The sequence below is a fragment of the Streptomyces kebangsaanensis genome, from assembly GCF_001906585.1.
Classification (GTDB): domain Bacteria; phylum Actinomycetota; class Actinomycetes; order Streptomycetales; family Streptomycetaceae; genus Streptomyces; species Streptomyces kebangsaanensis.
In genome coordinates, this window is the sequence record NZ_JUJA01000157.1 from 177538 (window position 1) to 200299 (window position 22762).

At 71.7% G+C, this 22762-nt stretch carries 16 protein-coding genes and 1 pseudogene; 8 read left to right on the forward strand and 9 right to left on the reverse strand.

Annotated elements, in window-relative coordinates:
• Positions 1–25: 25 nt before the first annotated feature.
• On the reverse strand, positions 26–2197 hold the full coding sequence (locus RH94_RS27990; RefSeq protein ID WP_073951056.1) for a plasmid pRiA4b ORF-3 family protein: 2172 nt from the start codon (positions 2195–2197) through the stop codon (positions 26–28).
• 295 nt (positions 2198–2492) lie between these two features.
• Between RH94_RS27990 and RH94_RS27995 the strand changes: the two genes are divergently transcribed.
• The 3 genes and pseudogenes from RH94_RS27995 to RH94_RS28005 all read left to right on the forward strand — a co-directional run.
• A complete protein-coding gene (locus RH94_RS27995; RefSeq protein WP_073951233.1) occupies positions 2493–5336 on the forward strand; it encodes a DEAD/DEAH box helicase in 2844 nt (947 codons plus the stop codon).
• On the forward strand, positions 5333–6646 hold the full coding sequence (locus RH94_RS28000) for an SWIM zinc finger family protein (RefSeq protein WP_073951057.1): 1314 nt from the start codon (positions 5333–5335) through the stop codon (positions 6644–6646). Before RH94_RS27995 ends, RH94_RS28000 begins: the two co-directional genes overlap by 4 nt.
• 35 nt (positions 6647–6681) lie before the next feature.
• Positions 6682–7120 (forward strand): annotated as a pseudogene (locus tag RH94_RS28005) (aminotransferase class I/II-fold pyridoxal phosphate-dependent enzyme); the annotation flags it as partial.
• Positions 7121–7236: 116 nt separating this feature from the next.
• Here the strand turns inward: RH94_RS28005 and RH94_RS28010 are convergent.
• The 3 genes from RH94_RS28010 to RH94_RS28020 all read right to left on the reverse strand — a co-directional run bounded on the left by RH94_RS28010 (position 7237) and on the right by RH94_RS28020 (position 11407).
• Positions 7237–7767, reverse strand: a complete 531-nt coding sequence (locus RH94_RS28010) for a type III secretion system chaperone family protein (protein WP_073951059.1) — start codon at positions 7765–7767, stop codon at positions 7237–7239.
• Positions 7768–7957: 190 nt separating this feature from the next.
• On the reverse strand, positions 7958–10555 hold the full coding sequence (clpB, locus tag RH94_RS28015; protein WP_073951061.1) for an ATP-dependent chaperone ClpB: 2598 nt from the start codon (positions 10553–10555) through the stop codon (positions 7958–7960).
• A gap of 516 nt (positions 10556–11071) precedes the next feature.
• Entirely contained in the window at positions 11072–11407 is a 336-nt protein-coding gene (locus RH94_RS28020) for a Rieske (2Fe-2S) protein (RefSeq protein WP_073951063.1), read from the reverse strand.
• A 297-nt stretch (positions 11408–11704) separates the two neighbouring features.
• Between RH94_RS28020 and RH94_RS28030 the strand changes: the two genes are divergently transcribed.
• A complete protein-coding gene (locus RH94_RS28030; RefSeq protein ID WP_073951066.1) occupies positions 11705–12715 on the forward strand; it encodes a helix-turn-helix transcriptional regulator in 1011 nt (336 codons plus the stop codon).
• Positions 12716–12734: 19 nt separating this feature from the next.
• Positions 12735–13721: a helix-turn-helix transcriptional regulator gene (locus RH94_RS28035; protein ID WP_073951068.1), complete on the forward strand. Its 987-nt coding sequence runs from the start codon at positions 12735–12737 to the stop codon at positions 13719–13721.
• Here RH94_RS28035 and RH94_RS28040 read toward each other — a convergent pair.
• Both RH94_RS28040 and RH94_RS28045 read right to left on the reverse strand, forming a co-directional pair.
• A complete protein-coding gene (locus RH94_RS28040; RefSeq protein ID WP_073951070.1) occupies positions 13684–14727 on the reverse strand; it encodes a helix-turn-helix transcriptional regulator in 1044 nt (347 codons plus the stop codon). The genes RH94_RS28035 and RH94_RS28040 overlap by 38 nt on opposite strands.
• Before the next feature lie 196 nt (positions 14728–14923).
• Positions 14924–16033 carry a sugar ABC transporter substrate-binding protein gene (locus RH94_RS28045; protein WP_073951072.1) on the reverse strand — a complete coding sequence of 370 codons (1110 nt, stop codon included), beginning with the start codon at positions 16031–16033 and terminating at the stop codon, positions 14924–14926.
• A 378-nt stretch (positions 16034–16411) separates the two neighbouring features.
• On the opposite strand from RH94_RS28045, the gene RH94_RS28050 reads away from it, so the two are divergent.
• From RH94_RS28050 to RH94_RS28060, 3 genes are all read left to right on the forward strand, one after another.
• On the forward strand, positions 16412–17398 hold the full coding sequence (locus RH94_RS28050; protein WP_073951074.1) for a helix-turn-helix transcriptional regulator: 987 nt from the start codon (positions 16412–16414) through the stop codon (positions 17396–17398).
• A 70-nt stretch (positions 17399–17468) separates the two neighbouring features.
• Positions 17469–17936 (forward strand): hypothetical protein, encoded by a 468-nt coding sequence (locus RH94_RS28055; RefSeq protein ID WP_234426091.1) that lies wholly within the window; start codon positions 17469–17471, stop codon positions 17934–17936.
• Complete coding sequence (locus RH94_RS28060) at positions 17933–18238, forward strand: transcriptional regulator (protein WP_324614319.1); 306 nt, start codon at positions 17933–17935, stop codon at positions 18236–18238. The genes RH94_RS28055 and RH94_RS28060 overlap by 4 nt, the downstream gene beginning before the upstream one ends.
• A gap of 489 nt (positions 18239–18727) precedes the next feature.
• On the opposite strand, the gene RH94_RS28065 is transcribed toward RH94_RS28060, so the two are convergent.
• The 3 genes from RH94_RS28065 to RH94_RS28075 form a co-directional block, all read right to left on the reverse strand.
• On the reverse strand, positions 18728–21355 hold the full coding sequence (locus RH94_RS28065; RefSeq protein ID WP_073951080.1) for a M16 family metallopeptidase: 2628 nt from the start codon (positions 21353–21355) through the stop codon (positions 18728–18730).
• 78 nt (positions 21356–21433) lie between these two features.
• Positions 21434–22288 carry an aminoglycoside phosphotransferase family protein gene (locus RH94_RS39955; RefSeq protein WP_073951082.1) on the reverse strand — a complete coding sequence of 285 codons (855 nt, stop codon included), beginning with the start codon at positions 22286–22288 and terminating at the stop codon, positions 21434–21436.
• 56 nt (positions 22289–22344) lie between these two features.
• Positions 22345–22762, reverse strand: a 418-nt coding sequence (locus RH94_RS28075; RefSeq protein ID WP_324614320.1) for a flavoprotein, incomplete at its 5' end; no start/stop codon positions are given.

Consider the following 22762-nt stretch of genomic DNA (forward strand, 5'->3'; position numbering starts at 1 on the left):
CTCAGCGCTCACCCGTGCCGGCACCTCATCGTCGGCGCCGGGATCCGACTTTGGTCGCGGACCTGCGCAGCCGCTTGGCAAGCGCCTTGTCCCGATCCCTCAGCTGTCGACCTGCCGCTTCCAGGACGGCCCCGGTGGCGGGATGGTCGCAGCGCCACAGATCGTCGGCGGTCTGCTCCAGGAGGGGCAGCACCAAGTCCTCCTCCTGGTCCAGGAACGCGGCAAGCGCCTCGTCCGCCACGCCCAGCGGGCCCCACAGATGGTCCACGAGCCCCCACAGTTGGAGTTCCCGACCGTGTCCCTCAGGGATCTCGCCACGGCCGGCCAGCGCGATCGCCGCGGTCTCGGCGCAGCCGGGGACCTGGGAGGCCGCGGCTTTGCGCAGGACGGTGAGCGCCTTGGGCTCATCCAGTTCCGCAAGCACCGGCGCAGCGGCCAGGCGGCGGAGGGCCGCATCGGCTTCCAACCCGGCGCAGGCGTCGATGAGCTGGACAGCGGCCGGGCCCTGGCCCCGATGGCTGATCCATCCGGTGATCTCGGCGTGGGCGGCGTCCTGGTCGTAGTCGAGCAGGGCGTCCAGCAGCGTCGGGGCGTCGGCGTCGGCCAGTTCGCCGATCAGCGGGGCCTGGAATCCCTCGGCGAGCAGGTACTCGCGCAGTCCGTGGCGTCCCAGTGGTGTGAGCCTGAGCCGTGCCCCGGCGGGCGGGGTGCCGTCGCTGTCTTCGGTGCTCGCCTCGATGCCGAGGATGCCGAGGAGGATGTGATCGCGCTGTCGGCTCGTCTCCGGGCCGGTCTCGACCTCCGCTGCCTGGTACTCGGCGAGGATGAGGGCCGCCTGGTCGAGGATCTGCAGGAGGAACAGCTCGACCAGTCGTGCCTCCTGCTTCGGGAGGCCCTCGCGGAGTGCGCCGACGAGCAGCGCCGGGTCCAGCCATTCGCCGTCGGGAACCTCGTACAGTGCCCGCAGCACCACCACTGCCAAGCCGTCGCCGTCCTCGTCCTGCATGCCCAGCGCGGTCGGCAGCCACGGAGGCAGACCGAGGTTTTCGAGCTCGTTCAGGGCGTCGAGTTCGTCCTCGAGCGCCTGACACCAGATCTTCAGCACTCCCTCGTCCCCCGCGGCGGCGGGCAGGTCGGCACCGGGACGGGCGGTGCCCGCGCTGATCCCCACCAGGTCCGTGTACAGAGCGAGCTGCCAGGGACCGTCCAGGCAGGGCAGGTCGCCAGAGCTGCGCAGGCGGGCCAGCCGCTCGTCGCGCTCCGCGGGCCGCAGTGCTCTCAGCTCGTCGTCCTGGGCCCACAGCTCGAGTTCCTGGACAGCCAGGCGGCCCAGTGCGGGCTTGAGCACATCCCGGGACGTGACGGCTCGTCCGCCCTGGCACCAGTGGGCCAGGCGGAGCGCTGAGGCGATCAGCGGAACCTGCCGGGCGGCTGCGGCGAGCTCCGCGCGTGGTGCCAGGGAGACGGGTCGCACCGGGACGGACTCCCCGGCGAGGTCCTCGTCGTACTCGTCGTCGTGGACCTCGCCGCAAAAACAGCGCCGCCCGCTGGAAGCGGCTTCGGCCAGGCTGAGCTTTCCCCGCTGTGCCGGGGTGGCCGCAGGCGGCCGCGGGTCCAGCTCGGCCAGTTCCCGGTCCAGGGCGTCACGGTCGAAGCAGGCGGGGTCGAACCCCTCCTCTCGCAGGGTTTCGACCAGGTCGGTCCATGGCTCGGGGGCCGGTGCGCCACGGTCCACGACGGCGTCGAGTACGGCCTGCAGCCCCCAGGCGCCGCCGGTGTCCTCGGCATAGGGCATGGCGCGGCGTCCACCGGTGCAGCGGACGCGTCGGTCGGGGGTGGACGCGGGGAGGGTCTTCTCCAGGGTGATCCGGTGCCGCCAGTCGTCGCCGAAGTCGTAGGTGTACTCCAGCCGACCGCCTTCGTAGGGCAGTACCTCGGCCACGGTCACGGACTCCTCGTCGGCGTCGCGGAGAGGATCGTGGTCCAACGGGCCGTCGAAGTCGACGAACTGGCGACCGGAGGAAGGTTCGGTGAAGGAATGCAGGTGCGAGTCGTCCCAGCCGAAGCATGCCTGGATGATGTCGTGCAGGCAGCCGAGCGAGGTGTCGGCGGGCAGGGTGACCCGGCGCCAGATCGGCGGGCTGGTGTCTCGCAGAGCGATCTTCAACTGGTAGGTCGGCACGAGCTTGGCGGTCACGGCGAAGGGTTCCCTCAAGGCGGAGACGGATTCCGACACCGATGAGGGGCCACAACCGCAAAGGTGTCGCGGCCGTCTCTGCTGGGTGCCGGTGGCATCTTCCCGCACTGCGCCGAGTGAGCGAAGCACTTCTGGCACGCGCTGCCCGTCTGCGGGGATAGCCTTGACCCGCCGAGGGCTCGTGGGTGACCCGCGCCCTTCCGAACAATTGCAGGAGCCTGGGCCAGGAGTGGGCGTAGTGGCGAAGGTTCACCCGTCGGCGGAGCACGAGTCGACAGCTCCGGACTGGGAACGGATGGTCGCTTGGTTGCCGGAGCTCGCCCGGGGCGAGGCGGTGTTCCTTCCCGCGGATCCGCCCCGGATGGGACGGATGGCGTTCTGGACGCCCGGGAGTGAGCCGCCGGACCTCGGGGTGGAACCCGAGGAACTCACCGTGGTTCGCCCGCACGGTTCGTCCGTGCGCCGGGCGCGGGTGGTCGCCGTGCTGCTGCCGGTGGAGCAGGCGCTGCCGCTGTTGACCCGCTGCCGGGCACTCGGTGCGGACGGCAGTGGGCGGGCGTCGGCCGGTACCGCGTTCTGGGGCACAGCGGCCCTGCTGGGACTGCGGCTGCTCGCCCGGGGCCGGATGCTGCCCGGGGTGTCGCCGGAAGGATTCGACGCGTGGCGGATCGGCCCGCTGGACACCGAGGACCACGAGTGGCTGGCTTCCCTGGCCGCCACCATGCCTCCCTGGGCCCGCTCGGTCGCGGTTCCCGGGCTCTCCCCCCTCACGCTTCCGGCGGCCGAGCCGCTGCTGCGGGCCTTCCTGGATGCCGTGGCCGATTCCCTCGCCCGCCCTCCCGCCGCCCGCCAGGTGACCGGCGGACCGGCGTTCGCGGTCCGAGCTCCGCAGTCCGTGCCCGAGCAGCGAGGCTGGGCGGCGGAGGTCGCCGCCGGCCGCGACGCGGGGCTGGCGGTGTCGCTGCGGCTGGAACTGGGCCGCGCGGACTCCTTCCGAGCCGTGGTCCAACTGCGCAGCCTGGCCGATCCCACGGTGCTCGCCGACGCCGCGGACCTGTGGTCCGGCAGGGCCACCGCCCCCGAACTGTTCGGTCCACGAGCCAAGGTGGACACGCTGCTGACACTGCGCCGGGCCGCCCGCGCCTGGCCCCCGGCCGGCCGGATGCTGGACTCCGCCGCCCCTGCCGGTCTGGAGCTGTCCGACGAGGAGGCCCAGTCGCTGCTGGGCGACGCGGCCGAAAGCCTTGCCGCCGCCGGTGTCGCCGTGCACTGGCCCAAGGAGCTGGTACGCGAACTGACCGCCTCCGGCGTCCTGGAACCCGTACGCCGCCAGGGGACGCAGTCCTCGGCCGCGTCCTTCCTGTCCTCCGGTGGCCTGCTGGACTTCCGCTGGCGGGTCGCCCTCGGGGACCAGGAGCTCACGGAGGAGGAGCTGGAGCGGCTGGTCCAGGCGCACCGGCCGATCGTACGGCTGCGCGACCAGTGGGTGGTCGTGGACCCGGAGCTGGTCCGCCGGCTGCGACGGGCCACGCAGTCCAGGACGGCCTCGCTCACCCCCATCAACGCCTTGGGCGCCGCGCTGACCGGCAGCGTCGAGGTGGACGGCGAACAGGTGGCGGTCACTGCGAGCGGCGTACTGGAGGAGCTGCGCTCCCGGATCGCCGCCCCCGAGGATCGCGCCGCGCGCGAGCCCCAGGGGCCGCCGAAAGCCCTGGCCGCGACGTTGCGCGACTACCAGCTGCGCGGCCTGAACTGGCTGCACCGGATGACCTCGCTCGGCCTGGGCGGCTGCCTCGCCGACGACATGGGCCTGGGCAAGACCGTCACTTTGATCGCTCTCCACCTGCGTCGCCAGGAACAGAAAACCACCGCCGGCCCCACCCTGGTGGTCTGCCCCGCCTCGCTGCTCGGCAACTGGGAACGCGAGATCCAGCGCTTCGCACCGGCCACCCCGGTGCGCCGCTTCCACGGCCCCGACCGCGACCTGGCCGGCCTCGACGGCGGAGCGGACGGCGGCTTCGTCCTGACCACCTACGGGACCATGCGCCGCGACGCCGAACGCCTCACCGAGCAGCCCTGGGGCCTGCTCGTCGCCGACGAGGCCCAACACGTCAAGAACCCGCACTCGCTCACCGCCCAGGCCCTGCGCCGGATCCCCTCGCGGGGGCGGGTCGCGCTGACCGGCACCCCGGTCGAGAACAACCTGTCCGAACTGTGGTCACTGCTCGACTGGACCACCCCCGGCCTGCTCGGCACGCTCACCTCCTTCCGTGACCGCTACGCCACGGCCGTCGAGGGCGACCGCGACGAGCAGGCCGCCCGGCGGCTGGCCGCGCTGGTCGGCCCTTTCCTGCTGCGCCGGCGCAAGGCCGACCCCGGCATCGCGCCCGAACTGCCGTCCAAGACCGAGACCGACCAGCCAGTGTCCCTGACGAAGGAACAGGTCTCGCTGTACGAGGCGCTGGTACGCGAGCTCATGGCCGAGATCGAGGAGAAGCAGGGCATCGCCCGGCGCGGCCTGGTGATGAAGCTCCTCACCGGCCTGAAGCAGATCTGCAACCACCCCGCGCAGTTCCTGAAGGAACCCGCGAACGTCAAGCTCCCGGGCCGCTCGGGGAAACTGGAGCTCCTGGACGAACTCCTGGACACCGTCCTGGCCGAGGACGGGTCGGCCCTGGTCTTCACCCAGTACGTGGCCATGGGCACGCTGATCGAGCGCCACCTGGCCGACCGCGGTGTGGACACCCTGTTCCTGCACGGAGGCACCACGGTCAAACGCCGCGAGGAGATGGTCGACGCCTTCCAGACCGGCGAGAAGAAGGTGTTCCTGCTGTCCCTCAAAGCCGCCGGGACCGGTCTGAACCTGACCCGGGCCGGACACGTCATCCACTACGACCGCTGGTGGAACCCGGCCGTGGAGGACCAGGCCACCGACCGCGCCTACCGGATCGGACAGACCCAGCCGGTCCAGGTGCACAAGCTGATCGCCGAGGGCACCGTGGAGGACCGGGTCGCCGAGATGCTCCGGCAGAAGCGGGAACTGGCCGACTCGGTGCTCGGCTCGGGCGAGGCGGCGTTCAGCGAACTGAGCGACAGCGAACTGGCCGAGCTGGTCACACTGCGAAAGACGGGACGATGACCAGGCGTAGTCGGCCGGACAAGTCGGCCGCCCGTACCTTCGAGGCACTCCCGCCGACCAAGGGCAGCCGTGCACCCTTCGCCGAGTCCTGGTGGGGCCGCGAATGGCTACGTTCCCTGGAGGAGTCCTCCCTGGACTCCGGCCGCCTTTCGCGCGGCCGGACCTACGCGCGCGGCGGCGCGGTCGGACCGGTCACCGTCGCTCCCGGCTCGGCCGCCGCCCCGGTGCAGGGCAGCCGCCGCACCCCGTACCGCTCCACGGTCCAGGTCGAGCAGCTGACGGATCGGCAGTGGGACCAGTTGCTCGACATGATCGCCGAGCGGGCCGCCAACATCGCCGCGCTGCTGGACGGCGAGATGCCCACCGGGCTCGCCGACGACGCCGCAGCCGCCGGTGTCCCACTGCTGCCCGGCCCTCGGGACCTCGACCCCGAGTGCAGCTGCCCCGACTGGGGCTACCCCTGCAAACACGCCGCCGCCCTCTGCTACCAGGTCGCCCGACTCCTGGACCGCGACCCCTTCGTGCTGCTGCTCCTGCGGGGTCGCGGCGAGCGGGAGCTGATGGACGAGCTCGGCCGCCGCAACACCGCCCGCGCCTCCGCCGAAGCCGCCGCGTCCGCAGCGACCGCAGGCGCGGCTCCGGCCGCGCTCCCGGCCCGGCCCGGTGATCCAGCCGGGCCCGCCTTCGCCTCCCGTACCGCGCTACCGCCCCTGCCCGGCCCGCCGCCGCTCCCCGATCGGCCCGGCCGCGGCCCCTCGCTGGTGGATTCCGCCGTCCCGGAGCCCGGTGTGGACCCGGCCGCCCTGGAACTGCTCGCCGTCGACACCGCGACGCGTGCCCATCACTTCCTCGCCGGGGCTCTCGGTGCGCGGCACGCCGATACCGCCCCACCCGCCCCGCTCACCGAATGGCAGGACGCCGTCCGTCTCGCCGCCGCTCATCCCACCACGGACGTCTTCGCCAGGATCGCCTCGAACTGCGGCCGCACCCCCAGCGAACTCGCAGCCGCCACCCGTGCGTGGCGATACGGCGGCGCAGCATCCCTGGACGTACTGGAAAGCCCCTGGAACCCACCCGCCTCCCGCCTGGAACGCGCCCGCGAGGCGCTGCGCGCAGACTGGGCCGACGGCAGACCACCCCGGCTCCGCTCCTGGCGCAACCGCTGGACCGTCGAGGGCCGCGACAGCCAACTGCGGCTGGGCCGCGACGGACTGTGGTACCCGTACACCAAGGACCGAGGCACCTGGTGGCCGGCCGGACCACCCGACGCCGACCCTGCCGTCGTCCTGACCGCCCTCCTCGCGACCTGACCCGCGCCGCGGGCCAGTAGGTGTACGAATAAGGAGTGGCCTGGATCACGGCGGCACCCGGCCTGGTGACGGCGGTGCGCTCGGCCAAGCAGTTCCTGACGTACGTGGCCTCGGGCCCCTTCCAGTACGCGATCGCCGAGGCGCCGGCACTGCCGGAGTCGTACTTCGCCGCGTTCCGCGAGGACATGCGGGCCCGCCGGGAGGTACTGGCGGCGGGCCTGGCCGAGGCGGGTTTCGGGGTGTTCCGGCCGGCGGGCACGTACTTCATCACCACCGACAATCCGCCCCCTGGGGGAGACGGACGGCTTCGCCTTCTGCCGCTCGCTGCCGGAACGCGCGGGCGTGGTCGCCATCCCGAACGCCGTCTTCTACGACCACCGAGCCGAGGGCGCCCCCTTCGCCCGCTTCGCCTTCTGCAAGCAGCCGACGGTGCTCCAGGAGGCGGCCGAGCGCCTGAAGACCCTGGCCGTCTGACCGGTCACGGACCGTGTACGGCAAGAGCCCGGCCTGCGCTCCGGCCGGGCTCCCGTTTCCCCACGGGACGTATCCGCCCGCGGGCGAGCGGACACCGCCGTGGAACCGCCGCGGGACTACTCCTCGTCGTCCTCGGGCTTCTCCGCGTCGTTGATCTCCTGCTCGAGGCCGAGCTGCTCGGCGAGCCAGCGGTCGAACTCGATGGCGGCCCGCACCCAGCTGACCGTCGAGGAGACGAAGTGCTCCAGGCTCACGCCCATGCCGATCAGCATCTGGGCCTCGCCGATCAGGCGGACGGTGCCGTCGTCGTGGGTGTGGGTGTAAACCTTGGGCCAAAGGGTCCTACGGTTCCAGTCGTCGATGGACTCGAGCAGCTGGGGCTTCTCGTCGATCTTGTGGGGCCGGTCGTAGAACGTCCGCACCGAGAAGACCTGCTGCTCGTCCTCGCCACGGAACATGAAGTACGTACGGAACTGCTCCCACGGCGCCGCGAGGTCGCCCTCGTCGTCGACGACGTACTTGAGCTCCATCTGGTCCAGGAGCTGCTTCACGAGGTCCTGATCCGGGACGACGGGGCCCGCCGGTCCTTGGGGCTGCGGCTCGGGCTGGCCCCCGAAGTTCGGAATCGAGGACGGGTCGATGCTCACCGTGTTTTTCCCTTCGTACGGATCCCGCCATCCTCCCCCATCCGGGGAGGGTGGTGGCAAGCCCCGGCGGCCCCTGTAAGCCCTCGGCTGACAGGATCCGGTCACCCGGGCAGCCGTGCTCCCGAGTACCCGCACCCTCGGCCCCCTCCCACGCTCACCGGGGAAGGGGGCCGAGGGGGCGCGGGCGCCGTTACAGGGTCTTTCCGGTGGCCGGGCCCACCAGCAGGCCCTCGCCGAAGCGGTCGACGCGGACCGTGTCGCCGTCCTTGATCTCGCCGGAGAGGATCTCCTTGGCGAGGCGGTCGCCGATGGCGGTCTGGACCAGGCGGCGCAGCGGACGGGCGCCGTAGGCCGGGTCCATGCCCTCGTCGGCGAGCCAGGCCAGGGCGTCGGGGGTGACGTCCAGGGTGAGGCGGCGTTCCGCCAGGCGCCTGGCGAGGCGGTCGATGGCGAGCTTCGCGATCCGGCTCAGCTCGTCCTTGGTCAGGGCGGAGAAGACCACCAGGTCGTCCAGGCGGTTGAGGAACTCCGGCTTGAAGGAGGCGCGGACCGCCTCCAGCACCTGTTCCTTCTTCTCCTCCTCGCTCGTCAGCGGGTCGACCAGGTACTGGCTGCCCAGGTTGGAGGTCAGCACCAGGATGGTGTTGCGGAAGTCGACCGTACGGCCCTGGCCGTCCGTCAGGCGGCCGTCGTCCAGCACCTGCAGGAGGATGTCGAAGACCTCCGGGTGGGCCTTCTCCACCTCGTCGAGGAGCACCACGCTGTACGGGCGTCGGCGGACCGCCTCCGTGAGCTGGCCGCCCTCCTCGTAACCGACGTAGCCGGGCGGGGCGCCGACCAGCCGGGCCACGCTGTGCTTCTCGCTGTACTCCGACATGTCGATGCGGACCATCGCCCGCTCGTCGTCGAAGAGGAAGTCGGCGAGCGCCTTGGCGAGTTCGGTCTTGCCGACGCCGGTCGGGCCGAGGAAGAGGAACGAGCCCGTCGGCCGGTCGGGGTCCGAGATGCCCGCGCGGCTGCGGCGTACGGCGTCGGAGACGGCCCGTACGGCCTCCGTCTGGCCGATCAGCCGCTTGCCGATCTCCTCCTCCATGCGCAGCAGTTTCTGCGTCTCGCCCTCGAGCAGGCGGCCGGCCGGGATGCCGGTCCAGGAGGCGACCACGTCGGCGATGTCGTCCGGGCCGACCTCCTCCTTGACCATGGTGTCCCCGGCGGCCTCCTCCTCGGCCTGCGAGGCGGCCTCCAGCTCCTTCTCCAGGCTGGGGATCTCCCCGTACAGCAGCTTGGAGGCGCTGTCGAAGTCGCCGTCCCGCTGGGCGCGTTCGGCCTGGCCGCGCAGGTCGTCCAGCCGTTCCTTCAGCTCACCGACCCGGTTGAGGGACTGCTTCTCCTTCTCCCAGCGGGCGGTCAGGCCGCGCAGCTCCTCCTCCTTGTCGGCGAGGTCGCGGCGCAGCTTCTCCAGCCGCTCGCGGGAGGCGGCGTCGGTCTCCTTGTCCAGCGCCAGTTCCTCCATCCGCAACCGGTCGACGGCGCGCTGGAGTTCGTCGATCTCGACCGGCGAGGAGTCGATCTCCATGCGCAGCCGGGAGGCGGCCTCGTCGACGAGGTCGATCGCCTTGTCGGGCAGGAAGCGGGAGGTGATGTACCGGTCGGACAGGGCCGCGGCGGCGACCAGCGCGCTGTCCGCGATCTGCACCTTGTGGTGGGCCTCGTAGCGGCCCTTGAGCCCGCGCAGGATCGCGATGGAGTCCTCGACGGTCGGCTCGGCGACCAGCACCTGCTGGAAGCGCCGCTCGAGGGCCGGGTCCTTCTCGATCCGCTCCCGGTACTCGTCCAGCGTCGTGGCGCCGACCATGCGCAGCTCGCCGCGGGCCAGCATCGGCTTGAGCATGTTGCCGGCGTCCATCGCGGAGTCGCCGCCGGCGCCCGCGCCGACGACGGTGTGCAGCTCGTCGATGAAGGTGATGATCCGGCCGTCGGAGTCCTTGATCTCCGCCAGTACGGTCTTCAGCCGCTCCTCGAACTCGCCGCGGTACTTGGCGCCCGCGACCATCGCCCCGAGGTCGAGGGCGACCAGCCGCTTGTCCTTCAGGGACTCGGGCACGTCGCCCTTGACGATCCGCTGGGCGAGCCCCTCGACGACGGCGGTCTTGCCGACGCCGGGCTCACCGATGAGGACCGGGTTGTTCTTCGTACGGCGCGACAGCACCTGCACGACGCGGCGGATCTCGTGGTCCCGGCCGATGACCGGGTCCAGCCTGCCCTCGCGCGCCGAGGCGGTCAGGTCCGTGCCGAACTTCTCCAGGGCCTTGTACTGGCCCTCCGGGTCGGGTGTGGTCACCCGGCGCCCTCCCCTCACCTTCCGAAAAGCGTCCTGCAGCTTCTTCGCACCGGCCCCCTGCCCGGTCAGCACCTCGCCGACCGCGCCGCCCTTCGCGGCGATCCCGATGAGCAGGTGCTCGGTGGACAGGTACTCGTCCCCGAGGTCCTTCGCCCGGCTCTGCGCGTCCGCGATCACGGCCAGCAGCTCGCGGTTCGGCTGCGGGGGCGCGACGGTGGACCCGGTCACGCTGGGCAGGGACGCGAGCACGCGCTCGGCGCCGGAGCGGATGGCCGCCTGGTCGGCGTCGACGGCCGCCAGCAGGTCGATGATGTTCTCGTTGTCCTGTCCCTCGAGCAGCGCGAGGAGCAGGTGGGCGGGGGTGAGGTCGGGGTGCCCCTCCCGCACGGCCCGGTTGCCGGCCGCGTTGATGGCGTCCCGGCTCCTGTTGGTCAGCTCGGCGTCCACGGTCGCTTCTCTCCTCCTTGGCCCTTGGCTCCTCGGCGGCTTGACCGCTTGACGTCAGCGCTCAGCCACGTCTCCCAGTGCTGACTCGGTCAACCTGCACAAACTTGAGTCTATTCCACTCAAGGTTTGTTCGGGAGCACCACCCGGGTCGGATCACACGGTTGCCCGGTCGGATCAGGCGGATCAGTCGGGCCGGGCGCGCCGGGCGGGTCAGGCGGGTCAGGCGGGCCGGGGCACGGCCCCATGGCCACCACCACGTATTCCCTCGACCGATCGCGAACATGGGCGGACACCGGCACCGGGCCGGTTCCGCACGGCGGCCGGGCCCGGGCCGCCGCGGGCACCGCGGGCACCGCGGGCGCGACGGGGCGCGGGCGGCCGTTTCAGGTCAGTGATCGAATACGCCGATACCCGGAGATTTCCGGGAAAACTGCAGCGGCGTCACCGTGTTCAGGTCACGGTGACGCCGCTGCGGGGGGAAGCACCTGAGCGATCTGTTACGACGGGGGAATCGCGTCAGGCACTGCGGGGGGTGGCGGAGATGGTCCTGGGGTCGGCGGGGTCCGGCGCCACCTGCCGATGGTCCCGCTGGTCAAGATTCACGAAGATCATTCCGTATCGGACGGCACACCGTACGGGCTGTGGCGCCCCCCGTGGCCGCCGCAGACACCGGTACGCCCGTACGTCTCCGTCCTCGTCCCGCGTGACGACGACCGGCTCACCGAAGACGGTCACCATCAGCGAGTCACCACTGTGGGGGATGGCGGTGACCAGGTCGATGAAGTGCCAGCCGGAGCGGTAGGCGGTGGCCATCTCACGACGGAAGGAGCGGTCGTCGGGTGGTGTGGTCACGTCAGCTCCACACGGTGTCATTGGGAACGGCAGGCGCTCCGTCGTCACCGGCCGGCGCCTTGGGAGCGGTGACCGACCAGACAGTGTCCGCTCGAACGTCACCCTTCGCGCCAGAGAGGCCACTCAGCGTCCCGAAGGCCACAACGGCGGAGAAGGCGGCGACAAGTACCGAGCGAAGCATTCTCTTACGCATAGTTGGCTTCGTCCTCACTTGAAAGTCCCCTCTTCCCCCGTCGAGTAAGACGATGGCTCATTCGGGCACATCATGGCCACCCGATCGGTGCATCATGTTCCTGCATGTTCAGGACCCTGGGGGGTGGAGATTTAGTGACGAATCCGACCAAGGAGACGCATCCCCATACTTTGACGGATCTGTGCGAGGAGGGTGTCCGTCTCTACGCGAACGCGCTGCGCACCGGACGTATCGCCCGCGCGGATGTCGAGGTTGCTCCGTGTCTGATGGAGTTCGCCCTTCTCCATCCCGACCCCGACGACGCCGACTGGCTGCGGCCCGTGCCCCCGTCGGTCGCCCTGGCGCAGCGCCTCAACCCCCTTGAGCGGGAGATCACCGAGCGCAGGAGGCTGTCGACCGAACTGGCCGAGGTCTTCGAGCCGTTCATGGCCCTCAGCGCCCAGGGGACGGCGTCCACGCACTCCATCACCGTGCTGGAGGGGCTCGACCGCATCAACGCGGCGCTCGACCTGGCGACCGCCCAGTGCCGGAAGGAGGTCCTCACCGTCCAGCCGAGCGCCCGCCACCCCGAGCGCCGGCTCATCGAAGGACTGGAACGCGACAGACCGCTCATCGAGCGCGGAGTCCGGATCCGGACCCTCTACCAGCACACCGCCCGCTACAGCCCCGAGCGGCTGGCCTACGTGAACCAGCTCGCGGACGGGAAGGCCGAGTACCGCACCATCGACGAACTCGTCGAACGCCTCATCATCTGCGACGAGACCGTGGCCTTCATCCCCGTCCGCGACGACCGGCAGGTCGCCCTGGAGCTCCGGCACCCCGGCCTCGTCCGCTACCTGGTCAAGGTCTTCGAGTTCATGTGGGACCGGGCGGTCCCGCTGAGCGCCGGCGCACCCTACGAGACCGCCCCCGACGGCATCACGGAGATCCAGCACTCCATCGCCAAGCTCCTCGTCGAGGGCCACGTCGACGAGGCCATCGCCCGCCGGCTCGGCATGAACGTCCGCACCTGCCGGGCCCACATCGCCAAACTGGCCTCCGCCCTGGGCAGCGGCAGCCGGGCCCAACTGGGCTACCTCATCGCGCAGTCCGGCATGCTGAAGCAGGAGCCCTGAAGCCGACGGGAGGAACCCGGTGAGCCCGGTACCGCATCCGGAGCACGGTCCGGAGGATCTCTGCTCCGCGGGAACGGCACTGTACGAACGAGCCCTGCGCGAGGGGCGGATAGGGGCCCAGGAGGTCCGGAGCGCCCCCTGCCTGCTCGACTTCGGCCTGCTGCACCCGGCCGTCGACGACCTGGGCCGGCTGGAACCGGTGGCCCCGGCCACCGCCCTGCACCGGTTGCTGCGCACCACCGGGGAGCGCATCGCCGAGGAGCGACGGCGGGAGGAGCGGCTGGCCGAGACGTTCGAACCGCTGCTGCGCGCGGCCGGCCCGCCCCCGGCGGGGGACACCCCCGGACTGCGCGTTCTCAGCGGTATCCGGCGGATCAACCTGGCCATCACCGAGAGCACGACCGACGCCACCGGGGAAATGCTCTGCATCCAGCCCAACAGCCACTACGGCAACCAGCGCGAACGGACGGCCCATGCCGTCGCCATGGACCGCGACCAGTCCCTGCTCGACCGTGGCGGCCGTATCCGCACGATCTACCAGCACACGCAGCGCCACACGCCCCTGGTCCTCGCCCGCTACGAGCAGCTCCGGGGCGACGCCGAGGCCCGCTCCCTCGACGAGGTCACCGGCCGCCTCATCGTCATCGACCGCAGGGTCGCCTTCATCCCCGCCAGCGTCGACGGCACCCTCGCCCTCGAAGTGCGCCACCCGGCCCTGATCTCGTACTTCGTGACCGTCTTCGACCGCTTCTGGCACCTCGCCACCCCCATGTACCCCCGCACCGTGCACCGGCCCTCCACGGACGGCGTCACGCCCCGGCAGCGGGCCATAGCCGCCCTCCTCGTCGAAGGGCACACCGACGCCGTGATCGCCGACCGCCTCGGCCTGAACGTGCGGACCGCCCGTGAGCACATCGCCAAGCTCGCCGCCACGCTCGGCAGTGCCAGCAGGGCGCAGCTCGGCTACCTCATCGCGCGGTCGGGGATCCTTGACCAGGGACAGTGAGGGACGCCCCGCCGGAGGCGCGTGGGGGCCCGTCCAGGCCGGCCTGGGCGATGCGGACGCCCAGTTGCGTACGGCTGGCCGCGCCCAGGGTCTCCGACAGGCGGGCGATGTGCGCCCGGCAGGTGCGGACGCTGACGCCCAGCCGCTCGGCGATCACCGCGTCCTGGTGGCCCTCGGCCAGCAGCGCGGCGATGGACCGCTCGCGGTGGGAGATGCCCTCGATGCCCGTGTCGGGCAGCGGCGCGGTCAGCGGGATCGCCAGCCTCCAGAACCGTTCGAAGACCGTCACGAGGTACTCCACCAGCGCGGGGTGGCGCAGCTCCAGCGCCATCGTGTGGTCGGCGCTGGCGGGCACGAAGGCGACCGTGCGGTCGAACAGGATCAGCCGGTCGATGACCTCGTCGAGCGTGCGCGCCTCGACCGTGTCGCCCATCAGCTCCAGGTAGGTGAGCAGGCCCTGGCCGTGCCGGGCCACGTGGGTGTAGAGGTCCCGCATGCGCACCCCGCGGCCGCGCAGCGCCAGGGCCCGGTGCAGCCCCTCCGACAGCTCGTGCTCGCGGCGGATGCCGCCGGGCTGGACGGTCAGCACCTCGGTGGTGCACGCCTGGGTCGCCTCGTCCATGGCCGCCTGGATGCGGGACAGTCCGTCGAGGACCCGGATCGCCGTGCCCTCGCCGCCCGCGGAGGGCTCCCGCACCCGGCGTCCCAGCCCGGCGTACCGCTCGAAGGCGGCCACCACCGAGCCCACCCGCCGATGGCTCTCGCTGACCTCGTCGTACATCCCGCGCAGCAGCCGGGTCATGACCTCCTGGGGCGCGGTCGGCACCAGGAAGTCCATGTCGTCGGGGTCCGGGTGCAGCAGGGCCAGTTCGAGCAGGCAGGGCACCGGCTCGGCGTCCCGCCGCGGCACCCGGCCGCGCCGTACGGCCCGGGAGTACACGCGGTCCCCGGCCTCGCACAGCCGGTCGGCGCCGTGTGGATGTTCCCCCGTTCCGTGCCCGGCCATGGCTCACCCCACCCCCGGTCTCCGCCTCTTCCGCAGCGCAACTATGCGCGGACAGGACCGGCTGTGCAACACGGCTCCCCCCGGCACGGCCACCGGAAAACACCGGTATCACCCGGTGTGTCCCGGCCTCCGTCCGGCGCGTTGCAGCAAGGTGACGGTGGTGGGGCGGCCCCGGCGGGGCACCTCGGTACGGCGGTTACTTCTTGAGGCCGATCGCCGCGCAGGCCTCCAGGTACTTGCCGACGCAGATGTCGGACACCTTGTAGATGTTGTCCTCGACGACCGTCCCCTTGATGTTGTCCTTGGTCAGGGCGACCACGGAGACCAGCTGCGCGGGGATGTTCTGGTGGGTGGGGCTGCTGACCTTGTCCCGGGTGAGGGCGTCGAACTGGATGTCCCTGCCCTGGACCTTGGCCACGGCCATCTCGGCGGCGGTCTCGGCCTCGACCGGGTAGGACTTGTAGACGCTCATGTGCTGCTCACCGGCGATGATCCGCTGCACGGCCTCGAGCTCGGCGTCCTGGCCGGTGACCGGCGGCAGTTTGGCGACGCCCGCCGCCTTGAGGGTCTTGATGACGGCGCCCGCCATGCCGTCGTTGGCGGCGTAGACGCCGACGATGTTGTCCTTGCCGATCGCGCCGATCGCCTGGGCCATGTTCGCCTCGGCGTTCTCCGGCTTCCAGTCCTTGGTGTCGTAGGACTTGGCGATCGTCACCTTCCCGCTGAGCTGGGTGAGCGCGCCCTCCTTGAACTGCGCGGCGTTCGGGTCGGTGGCCGAGCCGTTCATCATGACGATCTTGTCGGAGCTGTCGGTGCCGGAGCCCATCGCCGCCAGCAGGGAACGGCCCTGCACCTCGCCGACCAGTTCGTTGTCGAAGGAGATGTACGCGTCGATCGGGCCCTCGGCGAGCCGGTCGTAGGCGATGACCGGGATGCCCGCGTCCTTGGCCTTCTGCACCATGCCGGCGATCTCGTGCGAGTCGACGGCGTCCAGCAGGATGATGTCGACCTTGTCGTCGATCATCTTCTGCATCTGGCCGGTCTGCTTGTTGGCGTCCGCCCCCGCGTTGGCGTAGTCGACGCGGCCCTTGCCCCGGGTCAGCTCGGCGACCTTCGCCTTGATGATGGGGTAGTCGAACTTTTCGTACCGCGTGTTGTCCGTCTCCGGCAGCAGCAGACCCACCGTCATGTCGCTGCCCTTGGTCGGGCCCGCGTCGGCGCTGGTGCCTGAACCGCCCAGCGCCCCGCAGGAGGCCAGCGAGAAGGTCAGCGCGGGCGCGGCCACGGCTATGACGATACGACGCATCGAGGTGCTCACTTCTGGTGCCTTCCGGACGAGGGCGCAGCATTGCAACCCAGGTGACTGAAAAGCCAACGCGGAGGCGACCACCGGCGTCAAGCGGAACCACTTAACGAGATGACAACACCACGCTCCGCTGCACTGTGAAGACCTCGCGCAGCCTTGCGGAACCCCCTCCAAACGCCCTTTACGGACCCTTCACCGGGTGGCGGTTCACCGCCGGGCGAAGAAGCACATGGCCCGATCGGCACCGCACCGGTCGCAACACCCGGAATTTCCAGTTCCTTTGCTCCGCGGTGTTCCATAGACTCGCCCCGTCTGTCGCGCCGGCTGCTCGCGACCATCGGCCCGGGCGCGATCGGGATCGATACGCGGGGGTGTTGGATGACCGCCGGCTCGATGTCCGTCCTGGGACTGTCGAACCTGGAGGAGCTGCTCTACCGCCACCTCCTGAGACATCCGGGCGCACGAGCCGACGAGGTCCACCTGCCGGTGAACGCACCGCTGCACGAGGTGGAGAACGCGCTGAAACGTCTCCTCACCCTTGCCGTCGTGGCGGAGGGCGCCGACGGCGGGCTGTTACCGAGCGCCCCCGAGTCGGTCGTGGACAACCTGACCAGCATGCGGCTGAAGCAACTGCACGACGAGATGCGGGCCGTCACACAGGCACGGCACCTGGTCGCGTCGTTCCGCACCGAACAGGAGTCGGCCCCGGCCGAGGCTCCGGTCGTGGAGAAGCTCGAGAGCCTGGAGACGATCCGGAGCAGGATCGACACCCTGGCCTTCTTCGCGCGCGAGGAGATCCTGTCGGCCGAGCCGTACACCGCGCTGACCCACGAGAACATCCAGCACTCCCGGCCACTGGATTTGCGGTGCATCAAGCGGGGGGTACGGATCAGGAACATCGTGCGCACCGAAGCGCTGGAGGACCCTCTCACAGCCGGCTATCTGCGCGAACTGGTCTCCATGGGCGCGGAGGTACGGATGCTGGACGAGATATCCACGCGCATCCTCGTCTACGACCGCCGTATCGCGCTGACGCCTGTCGATCCCGCGGACAGTTCGCGCGGTGCCCTGGTGGCGCAGGAGCCGGGGCTGGTCGCCAACATGGTCGCACTGTTCGAGGAGATCTGGTCCTCCGCCGCGGAACTCACCTCGCTCGGCGGCCGGAGCGAGCGGGATCGGCTGCCGGAGGTCGAGCAGCAGGTACTGGAAGCCATGTGCCGCGGCACGAAGGACGAGATCGGGGCCCGGCAGCTCGGCGTGTCGGTGCGCACCTACCGCCGCTACGTGGCGAGCATCCTGCAGATCCTGGACGCGGCCAGCCGGCCGCAGGCAGCTCTCCTCGCCCGCGAACGGGGCTGGATCTGAGCCGGCTCCGGTACGGCACGAACACACACAGCTACTTGCCATGTTGGAAAGTCGATGTAGACTTTCCAACATGGAAAACATCGTTCCGGAAGATCCTGCCGATGCACGCGCAGCCCTGGACGGCGCGGCCTCCGCTCGCGCAGCCCTCGCCGACCGCGCCACCGCGCCCTGGTGGTACCACGCCGGGCTGGGCCTCGGTGTGGGCATCGTCTTCGCCTCGATCGACATGGGCGGCAGCCTGGTGCCCTCGGGCGTCATCGTCGGGGGGATCATCCTCCCGGCGACACTCACCCTGAGCGTCGCCCGCTCTCGCGGTGTCTCCGTCAACCGCTCGGTGTCCGCCCCGGGCACCCGTCGGCTCAACGGCCTGTACCTGCTGGCACTTGTCGTCCTCGGCGGCCTCGGTCTGAGCCTGAAGCTGGCTGCGGAGCTGCCGGGCGCCATGTCGGTGGCCGGCCTCCTGGCCCTGGTCCTCACCGTGTATGTCACCAGGCGCAACGACGAAGCGCTGCGCCGCGATCTGCTGCGGCGGACATGACCATGTCCGGACTGGACGAAGTGATCCACCCGGCACACCGGCTGCAGATCTGCGCCATGCTCGCGGCGGTCGACTCCTTGGAGTTCTCGGTGGTCCGCGACGCTCTCGGAGTGAGCGACTCCGTCCTGAGCAAGCAGGTCAAGGTGTTGCAGGCGGCCGGCTACGCGACCGTGCGAAAGGCCCCCATGAATTCCCGCACCCACACCTGGCTCGCGCTGACCGACGCGGGCCGCGACGCACTCGCCGGTCACCTGGCGGAGCTGCGGCGCATCGCGGCCCTCGCCGACCCGGCCAAGTCGTAGGGCCGTCCGGCCGTTCCCACCGGATCGGCACGCGGCGGCCGGTGCCGTGCACCTCGACGCGGAGGGGCCGTCCCGGAACCGGACGCACGTGGGTGCGCCCGACAACGCGGTGAGGCGCGGTGCCCGGAGGCACCGCCCGGCGGCCGGGCCGGGAAGGCGCCGCGGCCCGGCGGGAACCGCCCGGCAGGCCCTGGCTCCCGTCGTCCCGCCCCCGGGCGGAAGACGCGACCGGGCAACAGCGCCCAGCGCTTCGGCAAACACCGTTCGCCCGTCGAGGAGCGGCGTCCGGTGCGTGCTCCGGGGGCCCCTGCTCGAAGAGCTTGGGGGGAGCGTGCCGGGCGTCGCGACGGGGCGAACGTTGCCCGTTGCGGCACTAGGATCGGCGGCGAGTGGTACGAACCCGGCGTACCCCTCGGCAGTACGCCGGGTTCGTACCACTCGCCGTGTGGACAGGCCGGGGCCGCCCGGCGCGCCCGGCCCGACGGGGGGTCAGCCGAACCCGTCCACGGCCGTGACCAAGTGCGACGCCCGGTCCGGGGTGATGGCACCGAGCAGAACCGTGTCCATGTCGATGCCGGCGAAAAGCTCGCGACCCGCACGGGTCACCTCGTGGGCGGGGACCTCGGCCAGCAGGCGCGGAAGGCCGGTGAGCCACCGGGGATCACGGCCCGCGGCAGTCAGCTGACGGAGCAGGTCGGCCTGGGTGACCGGGGAGTCGAAGGCCCCGAGCGCCTGGGCGGTACAGAACTCCCGGGCCGCCTCGGTCTCCGCCTCGGTGAACGGCTCGTCCCCCGCGCGGCGCAGTTCCTCGCGAACTCCCCGAAGCGTCTCCTCGGCCAAGCGGGGCGCCACCCGGGCCCGTACGAAGACACGGGGGGTGTCCAGCACGACGTCCCGTCCGCAATAGGCCTCGTATCCCCCCCTGGTCACGGCGCGCAGGCGCGCGGCCAGCCGAGAGCCGAAGTAGCCGCCGAACACGGCCGTGGCCAGGTAGCGGGCCGGCTCGGTCGTCGAAACCCGCCCGGTCGCGGCCTCCGGCTCAGGTGCGCACAGGGTCAGGTGCAGTTCGGGCTCGGCCGGGTCGCGCAGCACCAGCAGCCGTCCGCCCACGGACGTCCGCCGCGCGCCTCGTGCGGAGCCCGAAGGGGCGGACGCCCAGTCGGAGAGCGCTGCGGTCGCCGCCGCGACCGCCTGCTCGGGATCCAGGTCGCCGAGCAGGACGAGAACGCCGCCCCGCGGGTCGCCCAGCGGCGGCCCGCTCCCGGAGGGAACACGGCCGGGAAGTCCGTCGGCCGTGTCGCGCGCGAGCCAATGCCGGCGCAGGGCGTCGTCCATGAGGCGCTGTGCGGTCGGCCGGCCGGCCGGCGGCGCTGTGGGTGGGACATCCGGAACGGCGTACCCGCCGTGCGGGTCAGTGAGTTCGGCGAGGACGGCCAGCCAGGCAGGCAACCGCTCCGCAGGCGTACAGCCCGTGACGTCGCACCACTGCCCGTCCACGACCGCCCGGATGCTGCCGCCCAGGGCCGCCGCGCGTGCTTCCGCACGGGTCCGCGCCAGTGCGTCGCGCAGCCGGGCATCGGGCCCGGCGTGGTCCCGCCAGCCGGCCGGTCCCAGCGGCAGCCGCAGCCGCACCTCCACAGAGGGAACCCGCCGGTCGGCGACGGCCACCACACGCGTCCCGTTCTCCCACGTCACCTGGTGCAGCCCGGACCGCCTCGGCCAGACGGGCACGCCGTACGGCGCCGGTGGCAGGGCCTCGGGCGCGGCCCCGGCCCGATTCCGCCCGCCACCGCCGCCGTCCCCGGCGTCCACGGCCCGGACATCACCCTTGTCGGCGGACGACCATCGTGGGCGGCTGCGCACAGGGCCGGGGCGCAGCACCAGCGCCGACGCCGGGGAACCCGCCAGCTCGCCCGCCGCACGGGCGACTTCGGCGGGGCCGACCGCGGCGAGACGAGCGGGCAGCAGATCGAGGAGGTCGGCCTGGCCGAAGAGGACCTCCAGCCGGCCGAGGGCACGGCACCGGGTCTCCAGGTTCCCGTGCAGCCGGTGGTGCTCGCCCACCATCAGTCCGACCGTCTGCCGTACCGCGTCCGCCGGGGGCCGGTCCGCCCAGTCGGCCCACCGCCCGGTGAGGGCGGCGAGTGTTTCCCTCGCGTCGGTGCCGGGCCGCAGCAGTGCCGTGACCACGAGCGCGTCGGGGTCCTTGGCGTCCAGCGGGCCGAAGAAGCCGCAACTCGTGCTGACCGGGGGCAGACCGGCCGCCGGCGGGCCCTGCTCTGCGGTGAGCCGGGCCAGTACGGCGTGCGCCAGGTAGCCCGGCAGGTCGGTATCCGGGTCGGGCAGTCGGTAGCCGGCCGCCAGCGCAGTCGCCGCGACCCCCGGCTCGGTGCACTCCACCCACCGCTCCTCGGCGGGACGGGGCTCGGCGAGCACGGGTGCGAGCGGCAGCGGGCGGGCCGCGATCCCCGCGAAGTGCCGCTCCACCAGCTCGCGGGTGGCCTCGGGCTCGGACGCGCCGACGATGGTCAGCACGGCGTTGCCGGGCACGTAGTGCGCCGCGAAGAAATCCGCGCAGTCCGCCACTGTGGTGGAGCGCAGCCGCTCCACGTCGCCGTATCCGTCGTGCGCGTTGGCGAAGCTCCGGAACATCACACCGGACAGCACGGGCCAGGGGAAGCCTCCGTACGGCCTGTCGTGCACCGCCTGCCGGATCTCCTGCTCCACACCACGCAGCTGTTCGGCCAGCGCGGCCTCGGTGAGGAGCGGGGCGCGCATGCGGTCCGCCTCCGCGAAAAGCGCCCGCTCCAGCGCCTGCGCCGGCACCACTTGGTAGTAGTCGGTGTAGTCCTGGTGCGTGGTGCCGTTGGCGTGGGCACCGAAGCGGTGCACATGCTCGTAGAAACGGCCTTCGGGCAGGCTGGCACTGCCGCGGAACATCAGGTGCTCAAAAAGGTGGGCGAATCCCTCCCGGCCTGGCGGCTCGGAACGGAACCCGGTGCCGTAGTGCACGGCGACGGCCACCCTCGGCTGCGGGAACCGGCAGTCCAGCACCACCCGCAGCCCGTTCGGCAGGGTGAACCGGCTCAGGCCCGGCTGCGGACGGCTGGCGTTCATGACGTGGCTCTCCCGTGGGGGTGAAGGCGGTGCGAAGGCAACGGCAGGTGGGGCACGGCACCTGCCCGGCGCGCGTGGTCACAGGTCGATCAGGAACATCAGGAACGTGGCGTAGTGGTCGAACCCGGCGGTGTGCCAGCCGACATAGGCCGCGATGTCGTGCACGTGCAGCAGGATGCGCAGCGCCGCCACGCGATTCCACTGCTCGCCGACGTCCCGGCCGTACCCCTCGAAGAGTGCCTCCAGCAGAAACTGCCAGCCCTGCTGGTCCCCGCCCAACTGCCATCTGAGTTCGACCAGTTCGCCAAGGACCCAACCGAGGTCGAAGTACCAGGGCGCCACGGCCAGGTCCTCGCCCGTCAGCAGGGTGGCAGTACCGTCGCCGTCACCTGGGACCAGGGAGCCGAGCCCCGGCGCGCCGTGCACCAGGGTCACGTCGCTGTCCTCGCCGGTCCGGCGGCACCAGGCGGTGACCCGGGACCAGCGCTCGGGTCCCAGCCGGCTGCGCAACTCGGCGCCCACGTAGGCAGCACGGGCGACCGGTGCCCGTCCCGCCAGCCAGGTGTCGAGGCGCCGCAGGCCGCGGGGCGGGCCGGGTCGCGGGTCCGCGTTCGGCGGGCCGCCGGCGTGCAGTCGGCTCAGTGCGAGACCGAGACCGCGCAGCGGTTCCCGCAGCTGTGGCAGGGGGCCGACGGTCAGCAGCGCGTTCGCCACCGACTCGCCGCCCGCGACCTGGTAGACACGGCTCGTCGGACCGCCGTGGCCCACGGCCAGACGGACGGCGTCGGCCCGCCCGGCCGCGGCCAGCCGATGTTCGAGCCCGGTGGCGGTCCGGAACGGCTCCGGCGCCAGGCGTCCGGTCGTCCTGGTCCATTCATGACCGCCGGGCAGGGCACTGACCCGGGTGCGCAGCAGATCGGTGCCGTACTCCACCTCCTCAGCGGCCCCGGGCGTCGTGGGAGTGGTCCCGGACGCTGCTTCCGGCCCGCTCATGAGCGGGCCAGGTCGGCGGCGAACTCGGCGGGGGCGGCGGGCGGCTCCCGGTCCGGCAGGCCGGCCTCCAGCTCGGCGCGACGGTGTTCAAGCATGCCGATGACCTCCGGCAACAGGGGTGGTACCCATGCGTCTGCCCGACCGGTGGTCAGGCTGACGCCCGGGTGCGGTGGTGCGAGGACGATGTTCGGCCGGGCGGCCAGCGCCGCCCAGTGCGCCTGGAAGGCGGCGCTCTCCAGCCCGCCCGGCGGCAGGGCCGGGGCCACCGCCACGGGTGCCCGGGTGCAATGGCAGGCGAGCAGCACCGGGGAGTCGGCCAGGCCCAGCGCCAGCCGAGCGGTGAAGTGGAAGGTTGCGGGATAGACCACGACCGCCTGGGCCCACTCGGCCAGTTCGACGTGGCGGGCCACCGCC